The organism is Idiomarina sp. T82-3 (assembly GCF_001577655.1).
Taxonomy (GTDB): Bacteria; Pseudomonadota; Gammaproteobacteria; order Enterobacterales; family Alteromonadaceae; genus Idiomarina; species Idiomarina baltica.
The window spans coordinates 23,416-45,260 of sequence record NZ_LSBQ01000003.1; the positions used below are offsets into that span (position 1 = coordinate 23,416).

18 protein-coding genes are annotated in these 21,845 nt (G+C 48.5%); 12 read left to right on the forward strand and 6 right to left on the reverse strand.

Annotated elements, in window-relative coordinates; genetic code table 11:
• From nqrE to AWU56_RS02470, 5 genes are all read left to right on the forward strand, one after another.
• On the forward strand, positions 1 to 609 hold the full coding sequence (gene nqrE, locus AWU56_RS02450) for an NADH:ubiquinone reductase (Na(+)-transporting) subunit E (protein WP_006955081.1): 609 nt from the start codon (positions 1 to 3) through the stop codon (positions 607 to 609).
• Between the two features lie 45 nt (positions 610 to 654).
• A complete protein-coding gene (nqrF, locus tag AWU56_RS02455; protein ID WP_272977309.1) occupies positions 655 to 1,881 on the forward strand; it encodes an NADH:ubiquinone reductase (Na(+)-transporting) subunit F in 1,227 nt (408 codons plus the stop codon).
• 3 nt (positions 1,882 to 1,884) lie between these two features.
• A complete protein-coding gene (locus AWU56_RS02460) occupies positions 1,885 to 2,925 on the forward strand; it encodes an FAD:protein FMN transferase (RefSeq protein ID WP_272977295.1) in 1,041 nt (346 codons plus the stop codon).
• Between the two features lie 19 nt (positions 2,926 to 2,944).
• Positions 2,945 to 3,157 carry a (Na+)-NQR maturation NqrM gene (gene nqrM / locus AWU56_RS02465; RefSeq protein ID WP_006955084.1) on the forward strand — a complete coding sequence of 71 codons (213 nt, stop codon included), beginning with the start codon at positions 2,945 to 2,947 and terminating at the stop codon, positions 3,155 to 3,157.
• Positions 3,158 to 3,237: 80 nt separating this feature from the next.
• Complete coding sequence (locus AWU56_RS02470) at positions 3,238 to 5,325, forward strand: aminotransferase class V-fold PLP-dependent enzyme (RefSeq protein ID WP_286681685.1); 2,088 nt, start codon at positions 3,238 to 3,240, stop codon at positions 5,323 to 5,325.
• Here the strand turns inward: AWU56_RS02470 and AWU56_RS02475 are convergent.
• A complete protein-coding gene (locus AWU56_RS02475) occupies positions 5,273 to 6,364 on the reverse strand; it encodes a WD40/YVTN/BNR-like repeat-containing protein (protein WP_286681686.1) in 1,092 nt (363 codons plus the stop codon). The two genes, AWU56_RS02470 and AWU56_RS02475, sit on opposite strands and share 53 nt — an antisense overlap.
• The gene (locus AWU56_RS02480) at positions 6,364 to 7,116 is read right to left on the reverse strand and encodes a YciK family oxidoreductase (RefSeq protein ID WP_006955088.1); all 753 of its coding nucleotides are present in this window, start codon (positions 7,114 to 7,116) and stop codon (positions 6,364 to 6,366) included. The genes AWU56_RS02475 and AWU56_RS02480 overlap by 1 nt, the downstream gene beginning before the upstream one ends.
• A gap of 182 nt (positions 7,117 to 7,298) precedes the next feature.
• Here AWU56_RS02480 and AWU56_RS02485 point away from each other — a divergent pair, with 182 nt between their 5' ends.
• The 3 genes from AWU56_RS02485 to AWU56_RS02495 all read left to right on the forward strand — a co-directional run bounded on the left by AWU56_RS02485 (position 7,299) and on the right by AWU56_RS02495 (position 12,177).
• Positions 7,299 to 9,692 (forward strand): VolA/Pla-1 family phospholipase, encoded by a 2,394-nt coding sequence (locus tag AWU56_RS02485; protein ID WP_286681687.1) that lies wholly within the window; start codon positions 7,299 to 7,301, stop codon positions 9,690 to 9,692.
• A 97-nt stretch (positions 9,693 to 9,789) separates the two neighbouring features.
• Positions 9,790 to 10,785, forward strand: coding sequence for a protease SohB (sohB, locus tag AWU56_RS02490; protein ID WP_272977292.1), 996 nt, complete (start codon positions 9,790 to 9,792; stop codon positions 10,783 to 10,785).
• A 108-nt stretch (positions 10,786 to 10,893) separates the two neighbouring features.
• Positions 10,894 to 12,177: a dicarboxylate/amino acid:cation symporter gene (locus AWU56_RS02495; RefSeq protein ID WP_006955091.1), complete on the forward strand. Its 1,284-nt coding sequence runs from the start codon at positions 10,894 to 10,896 to the stop codon at positions 12,175 to 12,177.
• 40 nt (positions 12,178 to 12,217) lie between these two features.
• Here AWU56_RS02495 and miaE read toward each other — a convergent pair whose 3' ends face one another.
• Positions 12,218 to 12,982 (reverse strand): tRNA isopentenyl-2-thiomethyl-A-37 hydroxylase MiaE, encoded by a 765-nt coding sequence (gene miaE / locus AWU56_RS02500; protein ID WP_286681688.1) that lies wholly within the window; start codon positions 12,980 to 12,982, stop codon positions 12,218 to 12,220.
• Positions 12,983 to 13,279: 297 nt separating this feature from the next.
• Here miaE and AWU56_RS02505 point away from each other — a divergent pair, with 297 nt between their 5' ends.
• The gene (locus AWU56_RS02505) at positions 13,280 to 13,879 is read left to right on the forward strand and encodes a Yip1 family protein (protein WP_272977290.1); all 600 of its coding nucleotides are present in this window, start codon (positions 13,280 to 13,282) and stop codon (positions 13,877 to 13,879) included.
• A gap of 54 nt (positions 13,880 to 13,933) precedes the next feature.
• On the opposite strand, the gene AWU56_RS02510 is transcribed toward AWU56_RS02505, so the two are convergent.
• On the reverse strand, positions 13,934 to 14,653 hold the full coding sequence (locus tag AWU56_RS02510; protein WP_286681689.1) for a UDP-2,3-diacylglucosamine diphosphatase: 720 nt from the start codon (positions 14,651 to 14,653) through the stop codon (positions 13,934 to 13,936).
• On the reverse strand, positions 14,650 to 15,153 hold the full coding sequence (locus AWU56_RS02515) for a peptidylprolyl isomerase (RefSeq protein ID WP_006955099.1): 504 nt from the start codon (positions 15,151 to 15,153) through the stop codon (positions 14,650 to 14,652). The genes AWU56_RS02510 and AWU56_RS02515 overlap by 4 nt, the downstream gene beginning before the upstream one ends.
• A gap of 138 nt (positions 15,154 to 15,291) precedes the next feature.
• On the opposite strand from AWU56_RS02515, the gene cysS reads away from it, so the two are divergent.
• The 3 genes from cysS to olsF all read left to right on the forward strand — a co-directional run bounded on the left by cysS (position 15,292) and on the right by olsF (position 20,066).
• Positions 15,292 to 16,674 carry a cysteine--tRNA ligase gene (cysS, locus tag AWU56_RS02520; RefSeq protein WP_286681690.1) on the forward strand — a complete coding sequence of 461 codons (1,383 nt, stop codon included), beginning with the start codon at positions 15,292 to 15,294 and terminating at the stop codon, positions 16,672 to 16,674.
• A gap of 15 nt (positions 16,675 to 16,689) precedes the next feature.
• Positions 16,690 to 18,234 carry a M17 family metallopeptidase gene (locus tag AWU56_RS02525; RefSeq protein WP_006955097.1) on the forward strand — a complete coding sequence of 515 codons (1,545 nt, stop codon included), beginning with the start codon at positions 16,690 to 16,692 and terminating at the stop codon, positions 18,232 to 18,234.
• Positions 18,235 to 18,359: 125 nt separating this feature from the next.
• Positions 18,360 to 20,066: a bifunctional ornithine lipid synthase OlsF gene (gene olsF, locus AWU56_RS02530; RefSeq protein ID WP_006955096.1), complete on the forward strand. Its 1,707-nt coding sequence runs from the start codon at positions 18,360 to 18,362 to the stop codon at positions 20,064 to 20,066.
• Between the two features lie 65 nt (positions 20,067 to 20,131).
• On the opposite strand, the gene AWU56_RS02535 is transcribed toward olsF, so the two are convergent.
• The gene (locus AWU56_RS02535) at positions 20,132 to 21,784 is read right to left on the reverse strand and encodes a M28 family metallopeptidase (protein WP_286681691.1); all 1,653 of its coding nucleotides are present in this window, start codon (positions 21,782 to 21,784) and stop codon (positions 20,132 to 20,134) included.
• Between the last annotated feature and the right edge of the window lie 61 nt (positions 21,785 to 21,845).

Here is a 21,845-nt window from a genome sequence, read left to right on the forward strand (position 1 = left end):
ATGGAACAGTATATTAACCTGTTTATTCGTGCCGTATTCATTGAGAACTTGGCACTGTCATTCTTCTTAGGTATGTGTACCTTTTTGGCGGTATCTAAGAAAGTTAAAACGGCTTTTGGTCTGGGTGTAGCGGTTATTGTTGTATTGGGTATTTCGGTACCTGCTAACAACCTTATCTATCACAACATTCTTGCACCTGGCGCGTTGGGCTGGGCAGGATTTCCTGACGCAGACCTGAGCTTCTTGCGTTTCTTGACCTTTATCGGTGTTATTGCAGCGATTGTCCAGATTCTAGAAATGGCGTTGGACAAATTTGTGCCTGCACTTTACAACGCGCTCGGCATTTTCTTGCCGCTGATCACGGTGAACTGTGCCATCTTTGGTGGTGTATCGTTCATGGTAGAGCGTGATTATAACTTCGGTGAGTCGGTTGTTTACGGCATCGGAAGTGGCGTGGGCTGGGCACTTGCAATTGTTGCTTTGGCCGCAGTGCGTGAGAAACTGAAATACGCCGATGTGCCTGATGGCCTACGTGGTCTCGGTGCAACGTTTATGTCAGTGGGTCTGATTGGTTTGGGCTTTATGTCGTTTTCCGGCGTATCTCTATAACCAGTGTGTTGAATCGATAAAAGTTAAAGGTACGAATCGATGGATATTCAACTGATTTCACTCAGTGTAGCGATGTTCACCATCATCGTACTAATTTTGGTCGCGATTATTATGTTTGCGAAATCAAAATTGGTACCTCAGGGTGATGTGGAAATCCTGATTAACGACGACGAAGACAAGAAAATCGTGACCCAGCCTGGCACTAAATTGTTGGGCGCACTCGCCAATGCTGGTATCTTCGTTTCGTCTGCGTGTGGTGGTGGTGGTTCATGTGGCCAGTGTCGCGTAACCATTAAAGACGGCGGTGGCGATATTCTACCGACCGAGCTCGACCACATTACTAAGAAAGAAGCGCGTGAAGGCGTGCGCTTGTCTTGCCAAGTCAATGTTAAGCAAGACATGAAAATTGAATTGCCAGAAGAAGTCTTTGGTATTCGTAAATGGGACTGTGTTGTTAAATCAAATGATAACGTGGCGACCTTTATTAAAGAGTTCGTTGTACAGTTGCCAGAAGGCGAAGAAGTACCGTTCCGTGCCGGTGGTTATATTCAAATCGAATGCCCGCCGCACCACGTGAAGTATAAAGACTTTGATATCGGTCCAGAATACCGTGGCGATTGGGAACGCTTTGGCTTCTTAGATGTTGAGTCTAAAGTCGACGAAGAAGTGGTACGTGCATACTCCATGGCGAACTACCCTGACGAGAAGGGTATCATCATGCTGAACGTACGTTGCGCAACACCGCCACCGAACGATTTGAGCTTGCCAGCAGGTAAGATGTCTTCATACATCTTTAGCTTGAAGCCAGGTGATAAAGTGACAATTTCAGGACCGTTTGGTGAGTTCTTCGCGAAGGAAACTGAAGCGGAAATGGTCTTCGTTGGTGGTGGTGCAGGTATGGCGCCGATGCGTTCACATATCTTTGACCAACTGCGTCGCTTGAACACCGATCGTAAGATCTCGTTCTGGTACGGTGCACGTTCTAAACGTGAGATGTTCTACACCGAAGACTTTGACATGCTAGAAGAAGAAAATGACAACTTCGAATGGCACGTTGCATTGTCGGATCCGCAGCCTGAGGACGATTGGGATGGCGACACAGGCTTTATCCACAACGTTCTATATGAGCGCTATCTGAAAGATCATGATGCGCCAGAAGACTGTGAATTCTACATGTGTGGTCCACCAGTGATGAACGCTGCGGTCATCAACATGCTCAAAGAGTTGGGCGTCGAAGATGAAAACATTATGTTGGATGATTTCGGTGGCTAATTAATGAACGTTTCTACAGTGAAACATGCATTAGCAAGCAAACTGTGGCTAGCCCTTTTGGGGCTAGCCTTTTTGGTTTCTTGCTCTGATGCGCCGCGTGTTATCAAAATGCAGGGCGCGACCATGGGAACCAGCTATCACATTACTGTGTTTAGTAAGGATCCTCGCTATGGTAAAGAAGAGATTCAGCGTCGTGTGGATACGGTGTTGGAGCAGGTCAATGCTCAGATGTCGACTTATGATCCTACATCAGAGTTGTCGCTATTTAACCAGCACCAGTCGACTGACCCTGTTGTGATTTCTCGCGCGCTGGAAAAAGTCGTTTCTCGCGCCATTGAGATTGCCGATGAAACGGATGGAGTGCTTGATGTAACTGTCGGACCTTTGGTGAACCTGTGGGGGTTCGGCCCGCAGAATCGTCCCGAGCAAACGCCAACAGCGGCACAGCTGGAACAAATCGAAGCTTATGTGGGCTATAAAAAACTCGCGATTGAGAACCATCAGTTGAGTAAGTCGCATCCTAAGGTTTATGTCGACTTATCGACTATTGCCAAAGGCTACGGCGTTGATAGGGTCGCGAGTTTGCTAGAAGACCTTGGGATCAGTCAGTACCTGGTTGAAATCGGTGGCGAAATCGTCGCTTCGGGTGGTAAGCCTGATAATGAGCCTTGGCGCCTCGCAATAGAAAAACCGGTTTCTACGGAACGTGCGGTGCAAGAAGTTGTCTCATTTAAAGAGGGCGCGTTAGCTACCTCCGGTGACTACCGAAATTTTTATGTTGAAGATGGACGTCGGTACTCGCATATTATTGACCCAAGAACTGGCGAGCCGATTCAACATAAACTGGTTTCAGTGAGCGTTTATGCTGATGATTGTATGTCTGCAGACGCCTATGCGACCGCACTCATGGTCATGGGACCCGAGCGCGCCAAAGCGTTTGCTCAGCAACATAAGCTGGCGGTGATGCTCGTATTTAAAACCGATGACGGTTTTCAGGAGTTTGTCAGTCCACAGTTTGAGCCTTTGCTGCAAAAAACGCACTAAGGACTGAGAAGGAGTACTCATGCAAACATTTTTACTGGTATTTGTTCTATTTGTGGTTGTCGTATTGGCAATGGCAGTCGGTTATATCATGCAGAAGAAGTCCATTTCGGGAAGTTGCGGTGGTATCGGCGCACTCGGGATGGAAAAAGCCTGCGACTGTGACGAACCGTGTGACAAGCGAAAAGATCGTATGCGTAAAGAAGCGCAATGGAAAGAAAACGAAATTCGTTGACCCTCAACAGTTATATCGTTATAACATTATGTGATTAGGGGCGCGGCAAGCGCCCTTGTTGTTTCGAAGGAGGGCTCTCAGTGAAACCGTTTGCACTAAATAGCGACAGTAAAGAAATTTATCTCGATTGCAATGCCACCACTCCTGTACTTCCGCAAATTGCGGATGCGGTGTCGCATACGATGGAGACGATATTTGGCAACCCCAGCAGCAGCCATGTGACCGGCCTCAAAGCGCGCTATATCCTCGATACAACTCGTCAGCTTGCCCGTCGTGTCGTCGGCGCATCTTCTGGTAAACTGATTTTTACGAGTGGTGCAACAGAGGGTATTCAAACGGCCGTCGTATCGGCGATTCGAGCGGCTGTCGATAACCCACAATCGCCACGTAGTTACCTCCTGTATGGCGCTACCGAACATAAAGCCGTGCCGCAGGCGCTGCAACATTGGAACCAGTTGCTCGGTCTTAATGCCGAGCTGAAAGCGATACCTGTGAATGAGCAGGGTATTCTTGACCATGAATTTATTGCGGAACATGTTGGACAGGCTGCAATGATATGCACCATGGCGGCTAATAATGAAACCGGTGTAAAGCAGGATCTGAGCGCACTTGAGCAGACTATTCGAACTCATGCGCCCGAAGTTCCTTGGATGGTCGATTGCGTACAGGCGCTCGGTAAGTTACCCCTTGCGCTCGACGATATCTCGATAGACTATGCGCCATTTAGCGGACATAAACTGTATGGCCCAAAAGGTATCGGTTTCATGGCGGTGCGCGAAAGTGCGCCGTTTACACCGCTTATTATCGGTGGTGGTCAGGAGTCAGGTTATCGCTCGGGTACAGAAAACTTGCCTGGTATCGCGGCGCTTCATGCACTGTTTGAATTGATGCTGGACCCGACGCAAACCACGTTTGTTGATCCGACAACGCTGGAGCACTATCGAGAGCAATTAGCGCGTACTTTGCGACAAGCTTTCCCGAGTATTGTATTTAACCATGACTTTTCGGTGTCGGTACCGACAACCCTTAATTTTTCGGTAAAAGGTGTTTCATCTAAAGATATTATGGATGTCTTGGATGCCAGTCATATCCGAGTGAGCTCTGGCTCCGCGTGTAGCTCGAAAGTGACGCGCAGTTTTGTGTTAGATGCGATGGGGTTAAGTGATTGGCAGAGTGAATCTGCGATTCGCATGTCATTTGGCCCAGCGACAACTCAAGCAACCGTTGATAAGGCGTGTGAGCGTATTCAATTGGTTGCTCAAGCGCTTCAACAGTCCTGTTTGATCGTGGCAGATACCAATAATGATCACGATGCGCAATTGGACGGTGTGGTTCAATTGAAGTATGACGATCATTGTTGTTATGTATTGATTGATCGAGAAGCCCGAGAAGTGGCTATTATTGATCCGCATCCCGCCTTAGCGGGCCGGTTAGAAAATCTTGTACGGTGTCAGAACTATGATGTACAAGGTGTATTGGTTAGCTCTGATGATAGCGATGTTCAACAAGCAGCATCGATGCTCCGGGCGATGTTGATCGGTGCTGAGCCGAACACCGATATGTGGGGTTGGCCTGAACATGCCATTGCAGGATGCGACGCGGTGCCGGCGGAGTGTGACTGCGGTGTTCAGGGTTGCTTGTCGGTCGGTCAACGACGTTTATTTAAACTCGGTGATGAATTGCCGACATTTTTACTGAGTGAGCCCGTCAAAGCCGCTGAGAGTTTGCGTGTTGATTTTGCGTTCTTAGGTGCACATCAAGCTATCCGTGATATTCAGCATTGTATTAGCGATACGACTTTGGTGTGTCCGCGCAAAGATGGCGAGCATCAATTGGTGTTAGCAAAGTCAATGCAAAGCGGTGCGGCGAGTATAGTTGAGGATACCCAAGCGTTATGGGAACGAGATGACATCACGATTATTGATGTACGTGAACGGCAAGAGCACGTTGTCGATGACTTACCGGCGCACGCGAGCGTCGTTAATGTTCCACTCACCGAAGCGATTCAGTTTATTCATGAGCATCCGCAGCTAAAATCGTCGCCTTTAGTATGTGTTTGCCGCTCAGGTCAGCGCAGCGGCGTGATGGCCGATGCGCTTACGCGATTAGGTTTTACTAAGGTACAACATTTGTCTGGGGGGCTTGCGCTGGCTTCCACACCAGTTTAGCAATGTAGCCTTCTTTACCCGCGAGCCAACATGCGGCATCACCGTGACACTGGATGTTCCAAATGTTGGCATCGCTGAGTTTATGCCATGTTTTACTTTGTAGATGAAATGCGGCAGCGCCCGAGGGGTTTGATGTGAGTAACCACTCTCCGTTATGGTCGACCTTATCAAGGCTGTATAACGTCCCGTCTAACGGCGGCTCTGGTAAAGCAGTAAACTTTCCTGACTGATAATGCCACAAGCGAGGCTGGTCATTTTGCTCTGCTTGCAGATGCCCACCAGCGATATAAAAGTTATCTTTACTTTCGGGATATACTGCAAAAATGCCAGCGCCAGGTCCTGATTGCATCGGCGTCTCGATAACATCAAAACGAATACCAAAACGGGCTTTAATGAGCACTCTTGCCACATCGGCATTGCCCGTCCCGATCATCCAAGTATCGTTGTGATAACGCACACAACTGCCGCTTGAGGCAAAGCCACCCTCGTTACTTTGCGGTTTTGCGCTCACTGCGCTGTTGGTTTTGATCCAGTTGCGGCCACTTGGACTGCGTACCATCCGCCATTCATCTCCTACGCTGTCCCCGGTAACCCAAGCTTCGCCCTGCGGTGAAATAGCCATGCAGTTTAAAAATGTATCGTTAGCGGCACCATAACGTAGGCGCCAATCGGCACCACCATTTTCCGTGAAGTAGATACGCGACTGACCATTGTCACCGATGCTGAGCGCGTAAGCACGTCGGTCGTCGATGGCTTCAATATCACGAAACTGCAAATCGCCGGGGCCCGGTTGTGAGTAGTCCCAACTGAAGCCCGCATCAGTTGAACGGGCGACACGGCCATCGACTCCGGATACCCAAATCGTGTTGCGACTTATCGGGCTGATGCCTATCCATTGTTGCGATTTAATCGATGTGACGACTTCAACTTTGGGCGGCTCCGGCGCATTAGACTGCGCGAAAACGGTCGTAGTAACAAAGGCGAAGGGCAACATTGATTTCTTGGCTATCGAAGCAATCATACTAACCTCAGGTTGCATTACTGTGCGTCAAAGCACAGATTATTCTCATTTTTACTATCATCGCCCATGAGATACAAATAAGTTGGCATAATATCTAACGCTGTCTTTAACGTTTTTGGATCTTCAGCCGGATACGCTTTAGAGCGCATCTTTGTACGGGTCGCTCCGGGATTTATGACGTTGGTGCGTACCGATGTGGTTTCATATTCATCCGCTATCACCTGTGCTAAGCCTTCAGTCGCAAACTTTGATACCGCATAGCTGCCCCAATAAGCGCGACCTTTACGACCTACACCCGATGACGTAAATACCACTGACGCAAATGGTGCTTTTTCTAATACCGGCATTAACGCCTGAGTCATTAGCATTGGGCCGGTGACATTGATTTGCAGCGCGTCATTCCAATCGTTTTCGTCAATATGAGTAAAGGGTGACAGAATCGAAAGAATACCTGCGTTGTGCAACACGCCGTCGAGATGGCCAAACTGCTGTTCGATGGTAGACGCCATGTCTTTATAGTGTTGTGCGGTAGCTCCTTTCAAATCGAGCGGCACAATCGCGGCCTGCGCATAACCGGCGGCTTCAATTTCGTCGTAGACAGCTTCAAGCTTGGCGGTGGTGCGGCCTAGTAGAATGACAGTCGCCCCATGTTGGGCAAAACTTAATGCGGCCTGGCGACCAATACCTTCACCTGCACCTGTGACCAATATCGTTTTGTTCGCCAGTAGATCAGCCGGCGCCTGATAGTCGTGTACCGTTTTGATTTGCATATTTACTTGATTCCATTGGACTGTTTGTAGATCGTTAAGCTATTGTACGTATATTCGAGTAACTTCTCAGCAAACGAATAGAATTTCTGGAAAAAACCTTTCATATTGATTCATACAGGTGTATAAAAATCGTTAAGCTGAAAGCGAATAACAATAATGCAAAAAAGGACTGGGGAATCCACATGAAAAAATTATTACTCCCATTGGCGATAGGCAGTGCCTTAGCACTTGTCGGCTGTGGTAGCGGTGACAGTGCACCGGTTTCTGAACAAGAAGTCAGTGTCGCAGCGACGCGTGTCGCTTTTGATCCGTCTAACAGTGTTATCCCTGTACCAACAAATATCCTATTGAGTGGTACAGTTGACGGCACCTTGAACATTCCAGTTGCCGATCCATCCGACATCAGTAATCCGCAAGTTGCTTTAAATGGTCTCGATGGTTGGGGCACTCACTCAACACTCACGTTTGATTTTTCTTTGCCGGTTGACGAAAACGGCGATTCTGTCACTGTGACGCCTGCTAGTTTGGAAGCGCAGGGTTCCATTCGTATTTTTGAAACGGTGCAGGGTGGAAGCGCAGTATCAGAAGCTTGTGCGGCGGCAAGCCCTGCGGCGGCATGTGCCGTTGTTGGGGAGCTTGAACACGGCACCGACTTTACCGTAAAAGCCGTTGATAGCAATACCGTGGCTATTGTTCCATTGCGTCCACTGAAGCCTAAAACCGGTTACATTGTCGCGTTAACAAATAATATCCAAGATTCTTTAGGTCGTGATGTAAAAGCCTCACAGACCTATACGCTGATGAAGCGTAATGCTGACGAGAACCCGGTGTCTGGTGATGCGTCGGCAGTGTCACTGCAACGTCTGATCAATAGCTACGAAGGCGCGCTTGGTCAATATGGTGTCGATACCGACGGCGTTATTTATACGTCGAACTTCACCACTCAATCCGTTGGGGACGTGCTAAACGTCACTAAACAGTTGCTTGCACAACAAATCGCAGCACAGAATCCACCTGCGTTGGTTGCGCAAAATCAGAGCGTTTCGCTTGCTCAGGTATTGCAAGGGAACGGTGTGACTGATCCGCAAACCCTACAAATTGCTGCAGCTGCGCGCGTTTACGGTGGTCAGGTTACATTACCTTACTACTCGCCACTGCCTTCTCAATCGAATCCTCAGGCACCCGTTAATGGACGCTGGCGCGCGCAGTGCGATAGCCCCGCTTCAATTTTAGGTGCGATTCAACAGGGTGTGATTGACCCCGCTGGTGCGGGCATTCCAGCCGGCGCTATTGAAGATCCCAGTTTGTTGTTGCCACCCAACGCTTGCTTTGATTTCCCTGGGGTTGATGAAGAGCGCCACTTAACTAAGTTTAACCCCGTACCAGAAAAGCAAGATGATGTTGATGTACCGGCATTTGTGACTATTCCAGACCTCGCCGTTGTTAATCAAATTCGTCAGGCACGCGGTATGCCAACGCTTGATGGGGTGCCAGCGGGCGGTTGGCCTGTGGTCATCTTCCAACACGGTATTACAGGTAATAAGTCGAACGCAGCGGGTATCGCCGGTTCGCTAGCTGCTGCCGGTTTCGCGACGGTAGCGATTGATCATCCGTTACATGGTGACCGTGGCTTTGATTTGAACAATGATGGTACCGATGAAATCAATGCATCGGACAACGTGACTGCGTACATGAATCTGTCTAACTTATTAGCGGCTCGTGACAACGTTCGTCAGTCGATTGCTGATTTGATGGGTCTTCGTGTCAGCTTGAATTATTTCCAAGCAAGCGATGGCGCGCAGATAAACGGTCAAAAAGTGTTCTTCGTTGGTCACTCGCTAGGTGCTATCGCTGGTGTTGGCTTTACGGGTATCACTAATACACCGTTCCCTGAACAGTCGCCTCTCAGCGCACTGAATGGTCAATTTGCTGTACAAGCCACCTCACTGGCTATGCCAGGTGGCAGTGTTGCTAACTTCTTGCTTGCATCTCCGGCGTTTGAGAAAACAATTAAGAGCCAGTTGCTTTACTCAGGTAGCGAAGAGTTTGCCGCTGCGGTAAACGCTCAAGCAGAGCAGGCGGGTATTATTCCTGGCGGCGAAGGCTTCGACGCATTATTAGCGCAAGTTTATGATGGCTTTATTGCGCAAGCCTCTGAAGCTCAATTGGCGCAGATTAACTCAACCTTTGAACAGTTTGCTTTTGCAGCGCAGTCGGTATTGGATTCTGCGGATCCGATCAACTACTCAGCAGCGGTTGTCGCGAATGACTCACCTGTTCACCTGATTGAGGCGGTCGGTGATAGCGTAATTCCGAATAATGTAGCTGGTAAGCCGTTAGCAGGTACTGAGCCACTGATTCGTTTGATGGGCTTGCCGAGTGTATCAGCGACAGTGACTTCAAGCGATGGAACGCCTGTATCCGGCGCGGTTCGTTTCCCAGAGGCGACTCATGGTTCAATTGTTGACCCATCTGCTTCACCTGCTTCAACGCAAGAAATGCAAACGCAGATCTTCAGCTGGTTTGGTTCGGGAATGTTACAACTTCCTGTAACCAACGAAGAAGTGGTACAGTAAGCGACTGGTAATGAGTCGACTAAACTGAACGCAGACATTTGCGTATAATAAAGGCCAGCAACTTTGCTGGCCTTTTGTTTTGGAAATAGGAGAAGTTATGGAGTTTCTCGCCGATATTGGTGGCTTTATTATAAAAGCAGGTGTCATCGTTGTCGCACTTGTAATTATTTTAGGTGTTGTGGCACAGACTGCACAAAAGCAAAAGCGCGGTAAGGGTGAGCTTGATGTCACTGACGTGTCGAAAGAACTTAATGAAATGCGAGATAGCTTGCGTATTGAGCTTCTTGACGGTAAGGCGCAGAAAAAAGCACAAAAAGCGCTGAAGAAGGCCCGTAAAGGCGAGCACAGTCCGCAGTCAAAACTGTTTGTTATTGACTTTAAAGGCTCGGTTGATGCCAAAGAAGTTGATAGCCTCAAGCGTGAAGTAAATGCGATCGTTAGTATCGCGACTGATCAGGATGAAGTGCTTGTTCGCTTAGAGAGCGGTGGTGGTGTTGTCCACGGCTACGGTTTGGGGGCTGCACAGCTACAACGACTGATTGACCATGGTTTAAAGGTGACTATCGCGGTTGATAAAGTCGCTGCTAGCGGTGGTTATATGATGGCCTGTGTGGGCAATAACATTCTATCGGCGCCGTTTGCGTTCATCGGTTCGATTGGTGTGGTTGCGCAACTACCGAATGTCAACAAGTGGCTTAAAAATCATGATATCGACATTGAGCAGATCACGGCTGGTGAATATAAGCGAACATTAACGGTACTGGGTGAGAACACCGAAGAAGGACGTCGTAAATTCAAGCAAGACTTAGAGTCGATCCATCACCAGTTCAAAGAGCATGTCCAGCGTCACCGTCCTGAATTAGATATAGAAAAAGTGGCCACGGGAGAAGTTTGGACAGGTACTGAAGCGCTTGAATTGGGTCTGGTTGATGAGGTGATTACCAGCGATGCGTGGATGTTGAAGCAATTGGACACACACCGTATTCTTAAAGTGGAATACAGTATTAAGAAACCGCTCAGCGAACGTTTTGCAAAAGGCGCCGCGACGTTGGTCAATACGCTGAAATCTTCGTTTACACGCAGCGACGTGTAACCACTCGGCAGTTGCTGTGCGTTTAACGCATGGTAACTACCCCTTGATTTGCTTTTCTGCTAGGCTATGGCGGTTTTTTTAGTCCGATAGATAACAACAAGGACGCTTATGAGCGATAATAAAAAATTAAGTCTGACGACCCGCATTGTCATCGGTATGGTGGCAGGTATCGTGCTGGGTATGGCGCTACGCTATTTTGCAGGTGATTCGGCATGGGTCGATAGTTATTTGACCAATGGTTTGTTTAATGTCATTGGTCAAATATTTATCACATCATTGAAGATGCTAGTGGTACCACTTGTGTTGGTGTCCTTGGTAGTGGGCACGTGCTCGTTAAGTGATCCAAGCAAATTGGGACGTTTAGGCGGTAAAGCGGTCGGTATGTATTTAATAACCACCGCTATTGCGATTTCGATTGCTATTTTCTCGGCGATTTTGATTCAACCCGGTAGTGGTGTCGAACGTGCAAGTGACGCGACCTTTGAGCCCTCTGAGGCGCCTTCGTTGTCGCAAGTGATTATTGATCTATTCCCGGATAACCCAATTACTGCGATGGCAGAAGGCAATATGCTGCAGATTATCGTGTTTGCCTTATTACTGGGTATCGCGATGGCATTGGTAGGGAAGCCTGGGGAGCGCATCAAGGGCCTGTTTGAGGACTTTAATGAAGTCATCATGAAGCTAGTGGTGATTTTGATGAGCATTGCGCCTTATGGTGTTTTCGCTTTGATGGCTAAGCTCTTCACCGAAACCGGACTGGGCATGATATCCAGTCTGGCGAAGTACTTCTTCTTAGTGCTCATCGTGTTACTGATTCATGGGTTTATTATTCATCCATTCTTATTAGGCGTGCTGGCGCGTGTTAAACCGGGCATCTTTATTCGGAAAATGCGTGATGCACAACTCTTTGGTTTTAGCACTGCCAGTAGTAACGCGACCATGCCGATTACGCTTGAAACCGTGACTAAGCGTTTAGGCGTGAGTAACTCTGTCGGTTCGTTTACCGTGCCGCTTGGAGCAACCATTAATATGGATGGCACTGCCATCATGCAGGGCGTGGCGACGGTATTCATCGCCCAAGTGTATGGACTGGATCTGTCAGTCGCTGACTATCTCATGGTGATTCTCACCGCAACACTCGCATCAGTGGGTACGGCGGGGGTGCCTGGGGTCGGCTTAATCATGCTCGCGATGGTTTTACAGCAGGTGGGTCTGCCCGTCGAGGGGATCGGCTTAATCATCGGTGTCGACCGCTTATTGGATATGACTCGTACCGCAGTCAATGTGACCGGCGATGCCATGGTCAGTTGTGTGGTTGCTAAGTCGGAAGGCGACTTCGACGAAGAAGTCTTCTACGACAAAGAAGCTGGCAAAAAATTGGAAGAACTGTAGGTCGCGCCTTAGGCGCGACAATCCGGTTCATTTGAATCGATTAAACGGGCATACCACTATGAAACTTAAAGTCGCCATCCGGCGACTTTATTAATTCCGCCTCAATATTTGCGAAGAAAGCAATTCGCTCACTGATATCCTCACCGGCAATTTGCTGTGCCAAGGTTAGATAGTCTTGATAATGACGTGCTTCAGAACGCAACAGTGAAATATAGAACTGCCCTAAGCGCTCGTCTACGTGGGGTGCGATGGCGGCAAAGCGCTCGCAGGAACGCGCTTCGATGTAGGCACCACAAATTAACTTATCGATCAGTGCGGCAGGTTCGTATGTCCGTACGTGTGTCAGCAGGCCACGCGCATAACGACTCGAAGTAAGCTTGTCGTATTCGATGCCCAGTTCCTGTGCTATCTCCAATACTTGGTAAAAATGATGCAACTCCTCCTTGATCAACATGACCATTTTGTCGATCAACTCCTGACTGTATGGACGGTCTGATTTTGGCACCATACGCTTATTGAGTTTGTTATGGTCAGCCAGTGCTCGCCAGTCACCTACAAGACGATAGGTGTAGTCTTCATAAGGTTTAAGCCATGCCAATAGCGCTTGACCACTGGCTTCATCAACCGCGTAGCGGCGGATTAATAGCATAGCGCTTTGGGCGGCTTTCAACTCGCACACCATGTGATCACGCAGTAGCACAGGGAGTTGTTCAGGCGCCTTTGCTTTTTCTATCCATGCTTGCGGTGTGGCGCAAGGCAGGAAAGCGTGAATCGGTTCGAGTAACTGGGCGATATCGGGACTCATGTGAGACATGTTAAAGGCTATACTTCGCTTCTGAATAAAGGTGTTATTTTACGTGCTTAGATGAAAAACGAAAACCACAACATGCGTTAAATCGGTTTTTGTTAAGAAAACGTATTAAAAAATGCGGGTGTACTCTTGACAGTATGAGAAATGTTCTTGATATTAGTGTAAAGCGTTGAATTTTTAGCCATATCAGACGGTCTTATAAGTGGCCTTAACAATGAAAAGTTAGCCGACAATAACAACAAGGTATGGTGCGTTTTCGAGGCCAACGCCTTAACACAAGGGGAAGCGATTATGTTACTTAATCATATTTGGGGCTTGTATGCTCACCCAATGGAAGAGTGGAAAACAATCGATGCACGTCATGAGAGCTTGAGTCACTCATTCACACACTTATTGTTTGTTGCACTACTGCCGTGCTTAGCAGCTTATTATTCCTCAGTCCACGTGGGATGGAGCATCGGTGCACGCGAGTCGATATCACTGACGCAAAGCAGCGGTGTGATGCTTGCTGTCGCGATGTATGTTGGCATTCTCGCAGCAGCGTTTGCATTAGCTTATTTAGTCTTTTGGATGGCAAAAACCTTTGGTGCGGATCCGAGCTTTACGCAGTCGCTTGAGCTCGCCGCGTATACGGCGACACCCGTCATTATGTCCGGTGTTGCCGCGCTTTATCCAGAGCTATGGTTCGTTTCGTTGGTCTTTTTAGCGGGCGTGGGCTATTCGGTATATCTTTTGTATGCGGGCATTCCCGTTCTCATGCATATTCCTGAAGAACGCGGCTTTCTATACGCAAGTTCGGTTGTAACCGCCGGTCTTATCTTAATGGTCATTTTGATGGTTGCAACGGCGATTCTTTGGACTAATGGCTTTGGTCCTCGCTTTATGTCTTGATGGCGATGCGACGGAAGCGTTGAATCATAAAAAAAGAGCCTGCGGGCTCTTTTTTTATGCCATATAAATACCGACGTACGTGTTTTGTTGCTGAATTTTTTGTGCGTCGTACCAGTCGCCCAGCACAATACGTTTGGCAGGACGTTCGGGTGCGAGTTCAAAACAGTGTATTGCCGCGCGGTGTGTATGACCATGAATAAGCTGTTGAACTTGGTGATTATTCATCGCTTTAACGACAGCAGCGTGCTGAGCATCCATCTGCTGCAAACGTTGATGGGACAGCGCTCGTTGAGTCCCCGAATTGGCGCGCAGTTTCTTGGCAATGCTCATGCGCGTTTTAAGCGGTAAACGTGCCAGTAAAAATCGCGTGATAGGGTGTTGAATGACGGCGCGGTAGCGTAAGTAACTTTGATCCGCCGTACAGAGCGTGTCACCGTGCATCAACAACGTGCGTACACCATTGAGCTCGATAACCGTTTCATCTTTGAGCAGCGTCAGTCCCACTTCCCGTGCGAATTTTTTACCCAGCATAAAGTCGCGGTTGCCTGGCATAAAATACACTTGCACACCGTGGTCTACCAGTTGTTTGAGCAACGACTTAATGTGCACAGCAAACTCACTGGGGTCGTCGTCACCTAACCAAGCCTCAAACAGATCACCGAGGATATAGAGTTTATCTAGACAGGCATTGCGCTCACAAAAAGCCTCGAACGCCGCGGTGATATCCGGGCGTTCAGGGCTCAAATGAAGGTCAGCAATAAACGCTGTGGTCATGCGTCCTCTTGGACGGTAACGCTTGTAATAACGACGTCTTCAACTGGAACGTCGGCGTGGAAGCCAGCCGTTGAAGTTTTGACACCTTTGATATTGTTAACTACGTCCATGCCTTCAACCACTTCAGCAAATACACAATAACCAAAGCCGTTAGGTGTTTCGTTTTGGAAATTAAGGAAGTGGTTGTCGTTCACATTGATAAAGAACTGTGACGAGGCTGAATGTGGATCCGGGGTGCGTGCCATTGCGACCGTACCAGTCAGGTTCGGCTTTGCTGTTTTGGCTTCGTTTTCGATGGTGCCACGGGTGTCTTTTTGCGACATGCCGGGCTCAAAACCGCCACCTTGCACCATGAAGTTATCGATAACACGATGAAATAGCGTGTTTTCATAAAAACCGTCGCGTGCATACTGAAGAAAATTTTCGACCGTTTTAGGTGCGGTCTCAGTGTGCATGGCTAAGGTGATGTCACCATAATTGGTATGTAAAACAACCTGCATTTTGGGTTCCTTAATACTACGACTAATCGGTCGCTAGTGTACCAGAGCCGACCGTTCAGTGGTATCATTAGTGGTTGAATCATAAAAACTGAATCGGTTTGTTCGTTTTGTCGACTAAAGCCAAATTACGGAGATACTATGGCACTGACACTGTTTAATACCCTGACCCGCGAGAAAGAAACCTTTACACCAAGAGAAGCAGGCCGTGTGGGTATGTACGTGTGTGGCGTGACCACATACGATTTGTGTCATATTGGTCATGCACGCACCTATGTAGCATTTGACGTGGTGGTCCGTTATTTAAGAAAAATTGGTTACGACGTGACTTATGTTCGCAATATTACCGATTTGGATGACAAAATTATTAAGCGAGCAGCTGAAAACGGTGAGCCTTTTGATGCATTGACCCAACGTTATATTGATGAGATGCATCGTGACTTTGCCGCCTTAAATTTGCTGGAACCCGATGTTGAGCCGCGCGTTACACAACATATGGATGACATTATTCGTATGATTGAATCGTTGATAACACAAGGCTACGCTTATCAAGCAGACAATGGCGATGTGTTGTTTGATGTATCAACCTTTGACGATTACGGTCGTTTAAGCCGCCAAAACTTGGAACAGTTGCAGGCAGGCGCGCGTGTTGACGTGGAAGCCAGCAAACTGGACCCGCTGGACTTTGTGTTATGGAAAAAGGCGAAGGCGGGCGAGCCGAGCTGGGATTCACCTTGGGGTGAGGGACGTCCAGGTTGGCACATTGAATGCTCAGCGATGAATAAGGCACACTTAGGTGAAACCTTTGATATTCACGGTGGTGGGTCGGATTTAACGTTTCCACACCATGAAAATGAAATTGCACAAAGCTGCTGTGCGAATCAAACCAACTATGTAAATTATTGGATGCATAGTGGTATGGTGAAGGTGGATGACGTGAAGATGTCGAAGTCATTGGGCAACTTCTTTACCATACGTGACGTATTAAACGCGTACGATGCTGAAACTGTGCGCTACTTCTTGCTATCAAGCCACTATCGCTCGCAACTGAACTACACGCAAGATAACCTAGAGCAGGCGCATGCGGCACTTGAACGACTCTACACTGCGTTGCGCGGGCTTACACCAGAGCAGCCCGACGAGAATCTGCGTTTACCTTACTGGAATCAGTTTACCGATGCGATGAATGATGATTTCAACGCGCCCGAAGCCATGAGTGTGCTATTTGAATTGGTGCGTGAAATTAACAAGGCGCGTGATAATGATGTTGTGCGTGCTGCACAGCTTGCTCATGTACTGGTTGAGCTTGCTGATGTATTGGGACTTTTACAGCAGTCACCGGAGAGTTTCCTGCAAGGTGGCGCTGATGATGAAGTTGCGTTGATCGAGGCATTGATTGCCCAGCGTAATAAAGCAAGAGCCGAGAAAGATTGGGCCGCTGCCGATGAAGCCCGTGACCGTCTTACTGAGATGGGGATTGTGCTTGAAGATGGTGCAAACGGCACGCAGTGGCGACGTTCATAAAAAAGAGAGGAAATTATGGCATTTGCAACCTTGCATTGTGTTGATGAACTTCAGCAAGCCATTGATAACGAACAGACCGATGCACTGATTGTTATCGGTCATTTTGCACATATTGAAAACACGCAGTTGAGCGAAACGATTCGTGCTGCTCAGGGCACAGACCAACGCGTGGGTAAAGAGGCACTGCTTATCAGTGCAAATGATGTGCCTGGCAACCGCATGGTAGTTGCACCAACAGGACCTTTAAACCGTGACTATGACGATGTTCGTCAAGTCTTTGATGCAGCGCATAAAGCTGCAAAAATCGCGCAAGATGCAGGCGCACGTCATCCGGTCATTTTGCTCAACGGCGTTAACGTTGAAGACGAACGTTATCAACAGGCTTTTCTCGCCGCTTATTTAGGCTTCTGCCAAGCGCTTTATCAACCGCTCGAAGCGCGTGAGTATCATGGCGAGGATGAAATCGAGCCAACTCGTGATGTGACTTTAGTGGGCGCATTAGATGCTGAGTGGGCAATGGCGATTGAAGCGGGCAAGCGTGTGGCACGCGACTTAGCTGGTACTGAACCCGAGCGCATGGCGCCACCGCGTTTTGCCGAGTACTGCCGCAATGCTTTTGCGCACACGGCGGTTAAAGTGACTGTGATCGATGATTTTCAGCAACTCGAACACGAGTATCCGCTTGCAGCCGCTGTAGGGCGTGCATCGGTGAGTGTTGAGCGTCATCGTCCGTGTGTTATCCGGTTAGAATACAAAGGCAGCCAGCCAGAGCGTCAAGTGATGTTCGCGGGTAAAGGGATTGTTTACGATACCGGTGGCGCCGACCTTAAAGTCGGTGGACACATGGCGGGCATGAGTCGTGATAAAGGTGGTGCGGCTGCAGTCGCTGGGTTTGTGAAAACCGTCGCTGAACTTGAACCGGCTAACTTACATGTGATCGCTGAAATTGGGGCGGTCCGTAACAGCATCGGCTCAGATGCTTTTGTTGCCGACGAAATCATTACTGGGCATAGCGGCAAGCGAGTACGTATTGGTAACACCGATGCCGAAGGGCGCCTAGTGATGGCCGATTTACTCTCGCACTTGCGTGAGGAAGCGGCGGCAAGTGATTTACCCAGTGAGCTATACACTGTAGCGACGTTAACGGGCCACGCTGCGTTAGCAAAAGGGCCATACACAGCGTTAGTACCGAATGGTCCTGCGCGCCGTGGTCAACTTGCGCAGCAACTGTTTGATGTGGGCGAAGTCTACGGCGATCCAGCAGAGATTTCATGGTCACGTCGTGAAGACTTTGATTTTGTGAAGGGACACACCCTGTGCGATGACCTTTTATCTTCTAACAATGGGCCTTCGGCGACCACTGCACGCGGACACCAGTTCCCAATGGCGTTCTTAGTCGGTGTGTCGGGATTGGATGCACACGGTGTCGATAGCGATAAACCGCTCAGCTATGTGCATGTTGATATCGCTGGTAGCGGTGTTGAGGGAGGCGATTGGCAGCATGGTAAGCCCACCGCTGCGCCTGTGACCTGCTTATCTGCGCATTACTTGAAACGTTAAGTGTGAAGCGCTAACGCGTTAGTTTGAGGGTGGGCTACAGCCCACCTTTTTTGTGTCCATTAGTTCATCAATTCGTCACAATTCAACGTTAGCCTCTAACCATGTTGCACATGGAGGCACCTGTAATGTTAAACGTTGAACAAGTTGTTAAAGAACGACTTCCCAAGCTAGAAAACAAACCTTGGCTCTACAAGCCGACCACCTGGCTACTTAAAAATTTACTCCACGAAAGCGATATCAAAGATTTCAGTCAGCGTTATCCCAACCTACAAGGCATTGATTTTGTTGAGCAAGTTCTCGACTACTTCAACTTTACTTACTCTTACCGTAGTGCAGAGCTCGATAATATTCCGACCACGGGACGGGTGGTGATCATTGCCAACCACCCGATTGGCTCGCTCGATGGTCTCGCCTTATTAAAAATGGTCAGTGAAGTGCGTAGTGACGTGAAAATCGTTGCCAATGACTTGCTGATGAAACTGCCGCCACTGCAGAGTATGTTGTTGCCGGTGCGGGTTTTTAACGGGCGTACGAGCCGTGACGATGTTAAAGCCATTCATCAGCACTTACATGACGAGGGTGTGGTGATTGTTTTTCCTTCGGGTGAGGTGTCTCGATTGCGCCCTCAAGGCGTGCGCGATACACAGTGGCAAGCGGGGTTTTTAAAGTTAGCTAAGGCGACTCAATCTGACATTTTGCCGATCCGCCTAGAAGCACACAACTCGGCACTATTTTATACAGCATCAATGGTGTACAAGCCGTTAGCGACGCTATTGTTGGTGAAGGAGATGTTTCGCCAGCAAACCAAACAGGTCAGTTGTCGTATTGGTCAGTTGATTCCTCATAAGACCATTACGCAACATCAACACCTTGCCATGAAACAGCAAGTGAAGTTGTTTAAGAAGCACTTGTATCGTGTGGGTACGGCTAAACCGACTATCTTGCCGACCTTGACACCGATTGCGCGGCCTGAGCCTAGACAAGCGCTCAAGCAAGCGATAGAGGCGTGTGAACATTTAGGTAACACGCCTTGTGGTAAAGCGATTTATTGCTACCGCTTTGATGGCAGTTCACCATTGCTGCGCGAAATTGGGCGTTTGCGAGAAGTGGCGTTTCGTGCGGTAGGAGAGGGTACATGGCAACGCCGCGATTTGGATGACCATGACTTATACTATATGCACCTTATTGTTTGGGATCCAGAAGACCTGGAAATTGCTGGTGCTTATAGACTCGGTGAGTGTGCAAAAATCATTCAGAAAGTGGGTCCCAAGGGACTTTATAGCCGTCATTTTTACCAATTTGAACGGGGCATGGATGATATTTTTGCTGAGGGATTAGAGTTGGGCCGTTCGTTTGTGCAGCCGCGCTATTGGGGGAAACGGAGCCTGGAGTATCTTTGGATGGGGATCGGAGCACTACTGAACCAGCACCCGGAGTACCGTTATCTATTTGGTTCGGTCAGTATTAGCAATACCTTGCCCGAGCCCGCTAAGCAGGCATTGGTGGCGTTTTACCGTCATTATTTCCCGGCTCAGCAGCGCTTGGCCATTGCAAATCATGCGTTTCGGGTGACCGAACATCCGGGCTTTGAGCTCAAAGGTGATCATTATGATGATGACTTTAAAGCGTTAAAGTCGTATTTGGGTAGCTTGGGGGCGAGTGTGCCGACGCTCTATAAGCAGTATTCTGACTTATGCGAGCCTGGGGGTGTGCAGTTCTTAGAGTTTGGTGTGGATCCCGACTTTAGCGATTCGATCGACGGTTTGGTGTTAGTGGACATCCACCGTTTAAAAGCGCGCAAACGTAAACGCTATTTGGGCGTGGGTGCATAACTCGTCGATTATTAGACACAAAAAAGGCCTCGCATTAGCGAGGCCTTTTCATTTAGGCGACTATTTTAGTCTTTAAACTGCTTACCGAAGTAAGAGTCTTTTAACCAATGTGGACGCTGCGGATCGTTAGCGATTTCTTTACCGATTTCGTAGTTAATATCAGTAAAGCGCGTTGCTGATTCGTAGTTCACTTCTAAGTTGTGAAGGTCATCACTTGGACGGTGATAGTTTTCAGCGAAGAATTTACCCCACACTTCGCCACCATCTTCACCTTCGGTGCGTGACGTAAATCCGGTCATTAAGAATACCGCAGGGATACCTTTCTTAACCAGCGTGTAGTGATCTGAACGAGTAAAGATCGCCTGCTCTGGCATTGGATCAGGGCTTTGCTCAATATTGAACTTAGCGGCTGCTTTCGAAACAGTATCACCCAGTGTTGAGTGTGATGCACCAAACGCAATGACGTCTGCAAAATCATACAGCAGTACCGGCATATCGAGGTTCACGTTAGCGACGATGCTATTAAGAGGAACTGTTGGGTTGTTAGCGAAGTAATCAGCACCCAGTAGGCCTTTTTCTTCTGCCGTTACTGCCAAGAACATGATAGAACGTTTGTTGTCTAGACCTGAGTCGACAAACATACGTGCTGTTTCTAGCATGACGGACACACCCGATGCGTTATCCATCAAACCGTTATTGATGGTGTCATCGCTACTCAAGTCTTTAACAACGCCGATATGGTCTGCGTGTGCGGTGTATACCACATACTCGTCTTTCAGCTTCGGATCGGTCCCCGGTAAGACAGCTGCCACGTTAGGGCTGGTGGTTTCTTCGTGGTTAGATTCTTTCGCCAAAGAAACTGAGCCGTTAAGCGCAAAACCTTTTGGTGAAGCGTTTGGATCTTCTTCGATCTGCTTAAAGATATCTTCCAGCGGTTTCTCAGCACCTTCAAACATCGCTTTCGCGGCATCGATATTGACGTAGGCAGAACCCATTAATTGCTGTTCTTCACCTTGTGGCAGACCGTTTGGACCAATCCACGTCATACGAGGCGTTTTAGTGTAGTAGACACTGGTTTCAAACTTGCGTACTTTTTCGCGCTCTGGCGTGTGCAAGGTAATAATACCGACAGCCCCTTTTTCACGCGCGATATCGCCTTTAATGTTAGCTAAGTGAGCGCCTTCTTCACTTGGTAGATCAGCTGGACGACCTGTTAGCATAACCACGATTTTGCCTTCAACATCAAGGCCCGCATAATCGTCTAAGCCAAATTCAGGCGCTTCCATGCCATAGCCAACGAAGACCAAGGGTGCAGTGACTTCGCTACGTTGACTATAGTGACTTGGACCTGTGATAAATTGTTTACCAAAAGTGAACTCAGTGGTTTCGCCATCAACTGAGTATGACATTTTCGCACTGTTAGGTACCAAGGTACTAATTCTAAACGGAATACGTTGGAAATAGGTTCCGTCGTCACCGGCTGGTTGTAAGCCCATTTGCTTAAACTCAGAAGCGATGTATTTTGCCGCGATTTCATGACCACGACTTCCTGTTTCGCGACCGCGTAGGTCGTCACTTGCCAAGAACTCAAGGTGCGCTTTGATGTTTTGTTTTTGCGCACTGACTTCAGGTGCTTGAGAAGTGGTTGTATCCTGACCACCACATGCCGCTAGCGACGCAGCTAACAGCGTGGGGATGAGCAAGCGTGTTACTTTCATCAGTTAGGTTCCCATAGTTGTCTTCGTTGTTACATCAGCCACAGTGTACCCCACGTTATAC

What these genes read in the sequence shown, in the direction of transcription:
- AWU56_RS02485 (WP_286681687.1), top strand. Translation starts at nt 7,299, where the DNA reads ATGAAAAAATTATTACTCCCATTGGCGATAGGCAGTGCCTTAGCACTT.
- cysS (WP_286681690.1), top strand. Translation starts at nt 15,292, where the DNA reads ATGGCACTGACACTGTTTAATACCCTGACCCGCGAGAAAGAAACCTTT.
- AWU56_RS02505 (WP_272977290.1), top strand. Translation starts at nt 13,280, where the DNA reads ATGTTACTTAATCATATTTGGGGCTTGTATGCTCACCCAATGGAAGAG.
- AWU56_RS02475 (WP_286681686.1), bottom strand. Translation starts at nt 6,364, where the DNA reads ATGCAACCTGAGGTTAGTATGATTGCTTCGATAGCCAAGAAATCAATG.
- AWU56_RS02515 (WP_006955099.1), bottom strand. Translation starts at nt 15,153, where the DNA reads ATGCAGGTTGTTTTACATACCAATTATGGTGACATCACCTTAGCCATG.
- AWU56_RS02525 (WP_006955097.1), top strand. Translation starts at nt 16,690, where the DNA reads ATGGCATTTGCAACCTTGCATTGTGTTGATGAACTTCAGCAAGCCATT.
- miaE (WP_286681688.1), bottom strand. Translation starts at nt 12,982, where the DNA reads ATGAGTCCCGATATCGCCCAGTTACTCGAACCGATTCACGCTTTCCTG.
- nqrE (WP_006955081.1), top strand. Translation starts at nt 1, where the DNA reads ATGGAACAGTATATTAACCTGTTTATTCGTGCCGTATTCATTGAGAAC.
- olsF (WP_006955096.1), top strand. Translation starts at nt 18,360, where the DNA reads ATGTTAAACGTTGAACAAGTTGTTAAAGAACGACTTCCCAAGCTAGAA.
- AWU56_RS02460 (WP_272977295.1), top strand. Translation starts at nt 1,885, where the DNA reads ATGAACGTTTCTACAGTGAAACATGCATTAGCAAGCAAACTGTGGCTA.
- AWU56_RS02510 (WP_286681689.1), bottom strand. Translation starts at nt 14,653, where the DNA reads ATGACCACAGCGTTTATTGCTGACCTTCATTTGAGCCCTGAACGCCCG.
- sohB (WP_272977292.1), top strand. Translation starts at nt 9,790, where the DNA reads ATGGAGTTTCTCGCCGATATTGGTGGCTTTATTATAAAAGCAGGTGTC.
- AWU56_RS02480 (WP_006955088.1), bottom strand. Translation starts at nt 7,116, where the DNA reads ATGCAAATCAAAACGGTACACGACTATCAGGCGCCGGCTGATCTACTG.
- AWU56_RS02535 (WP_286681691.1), bottom strand. Translation starts at nt 21,784, where the DNA reads ATGAAAGTAACACGCTTGCTCATCCCCACGCTGTTAGCTGCGTCGCTA.
- AWU56_RS02495 (WP_006955091.1), top strand. Translation starts at nt 10,894, where the DNA reads ATGAGCGATAATAAAAAATTAAGTCTGACGACCCGCATTGTCATCGGT.
- nqrM (WP_006955084.1), top strand. Translation starts at nt 2,945, where the DNA reads ATGCAAACATTTTTACTGGTATTTGTTCTATTTGTGGTTGTCGTATTG.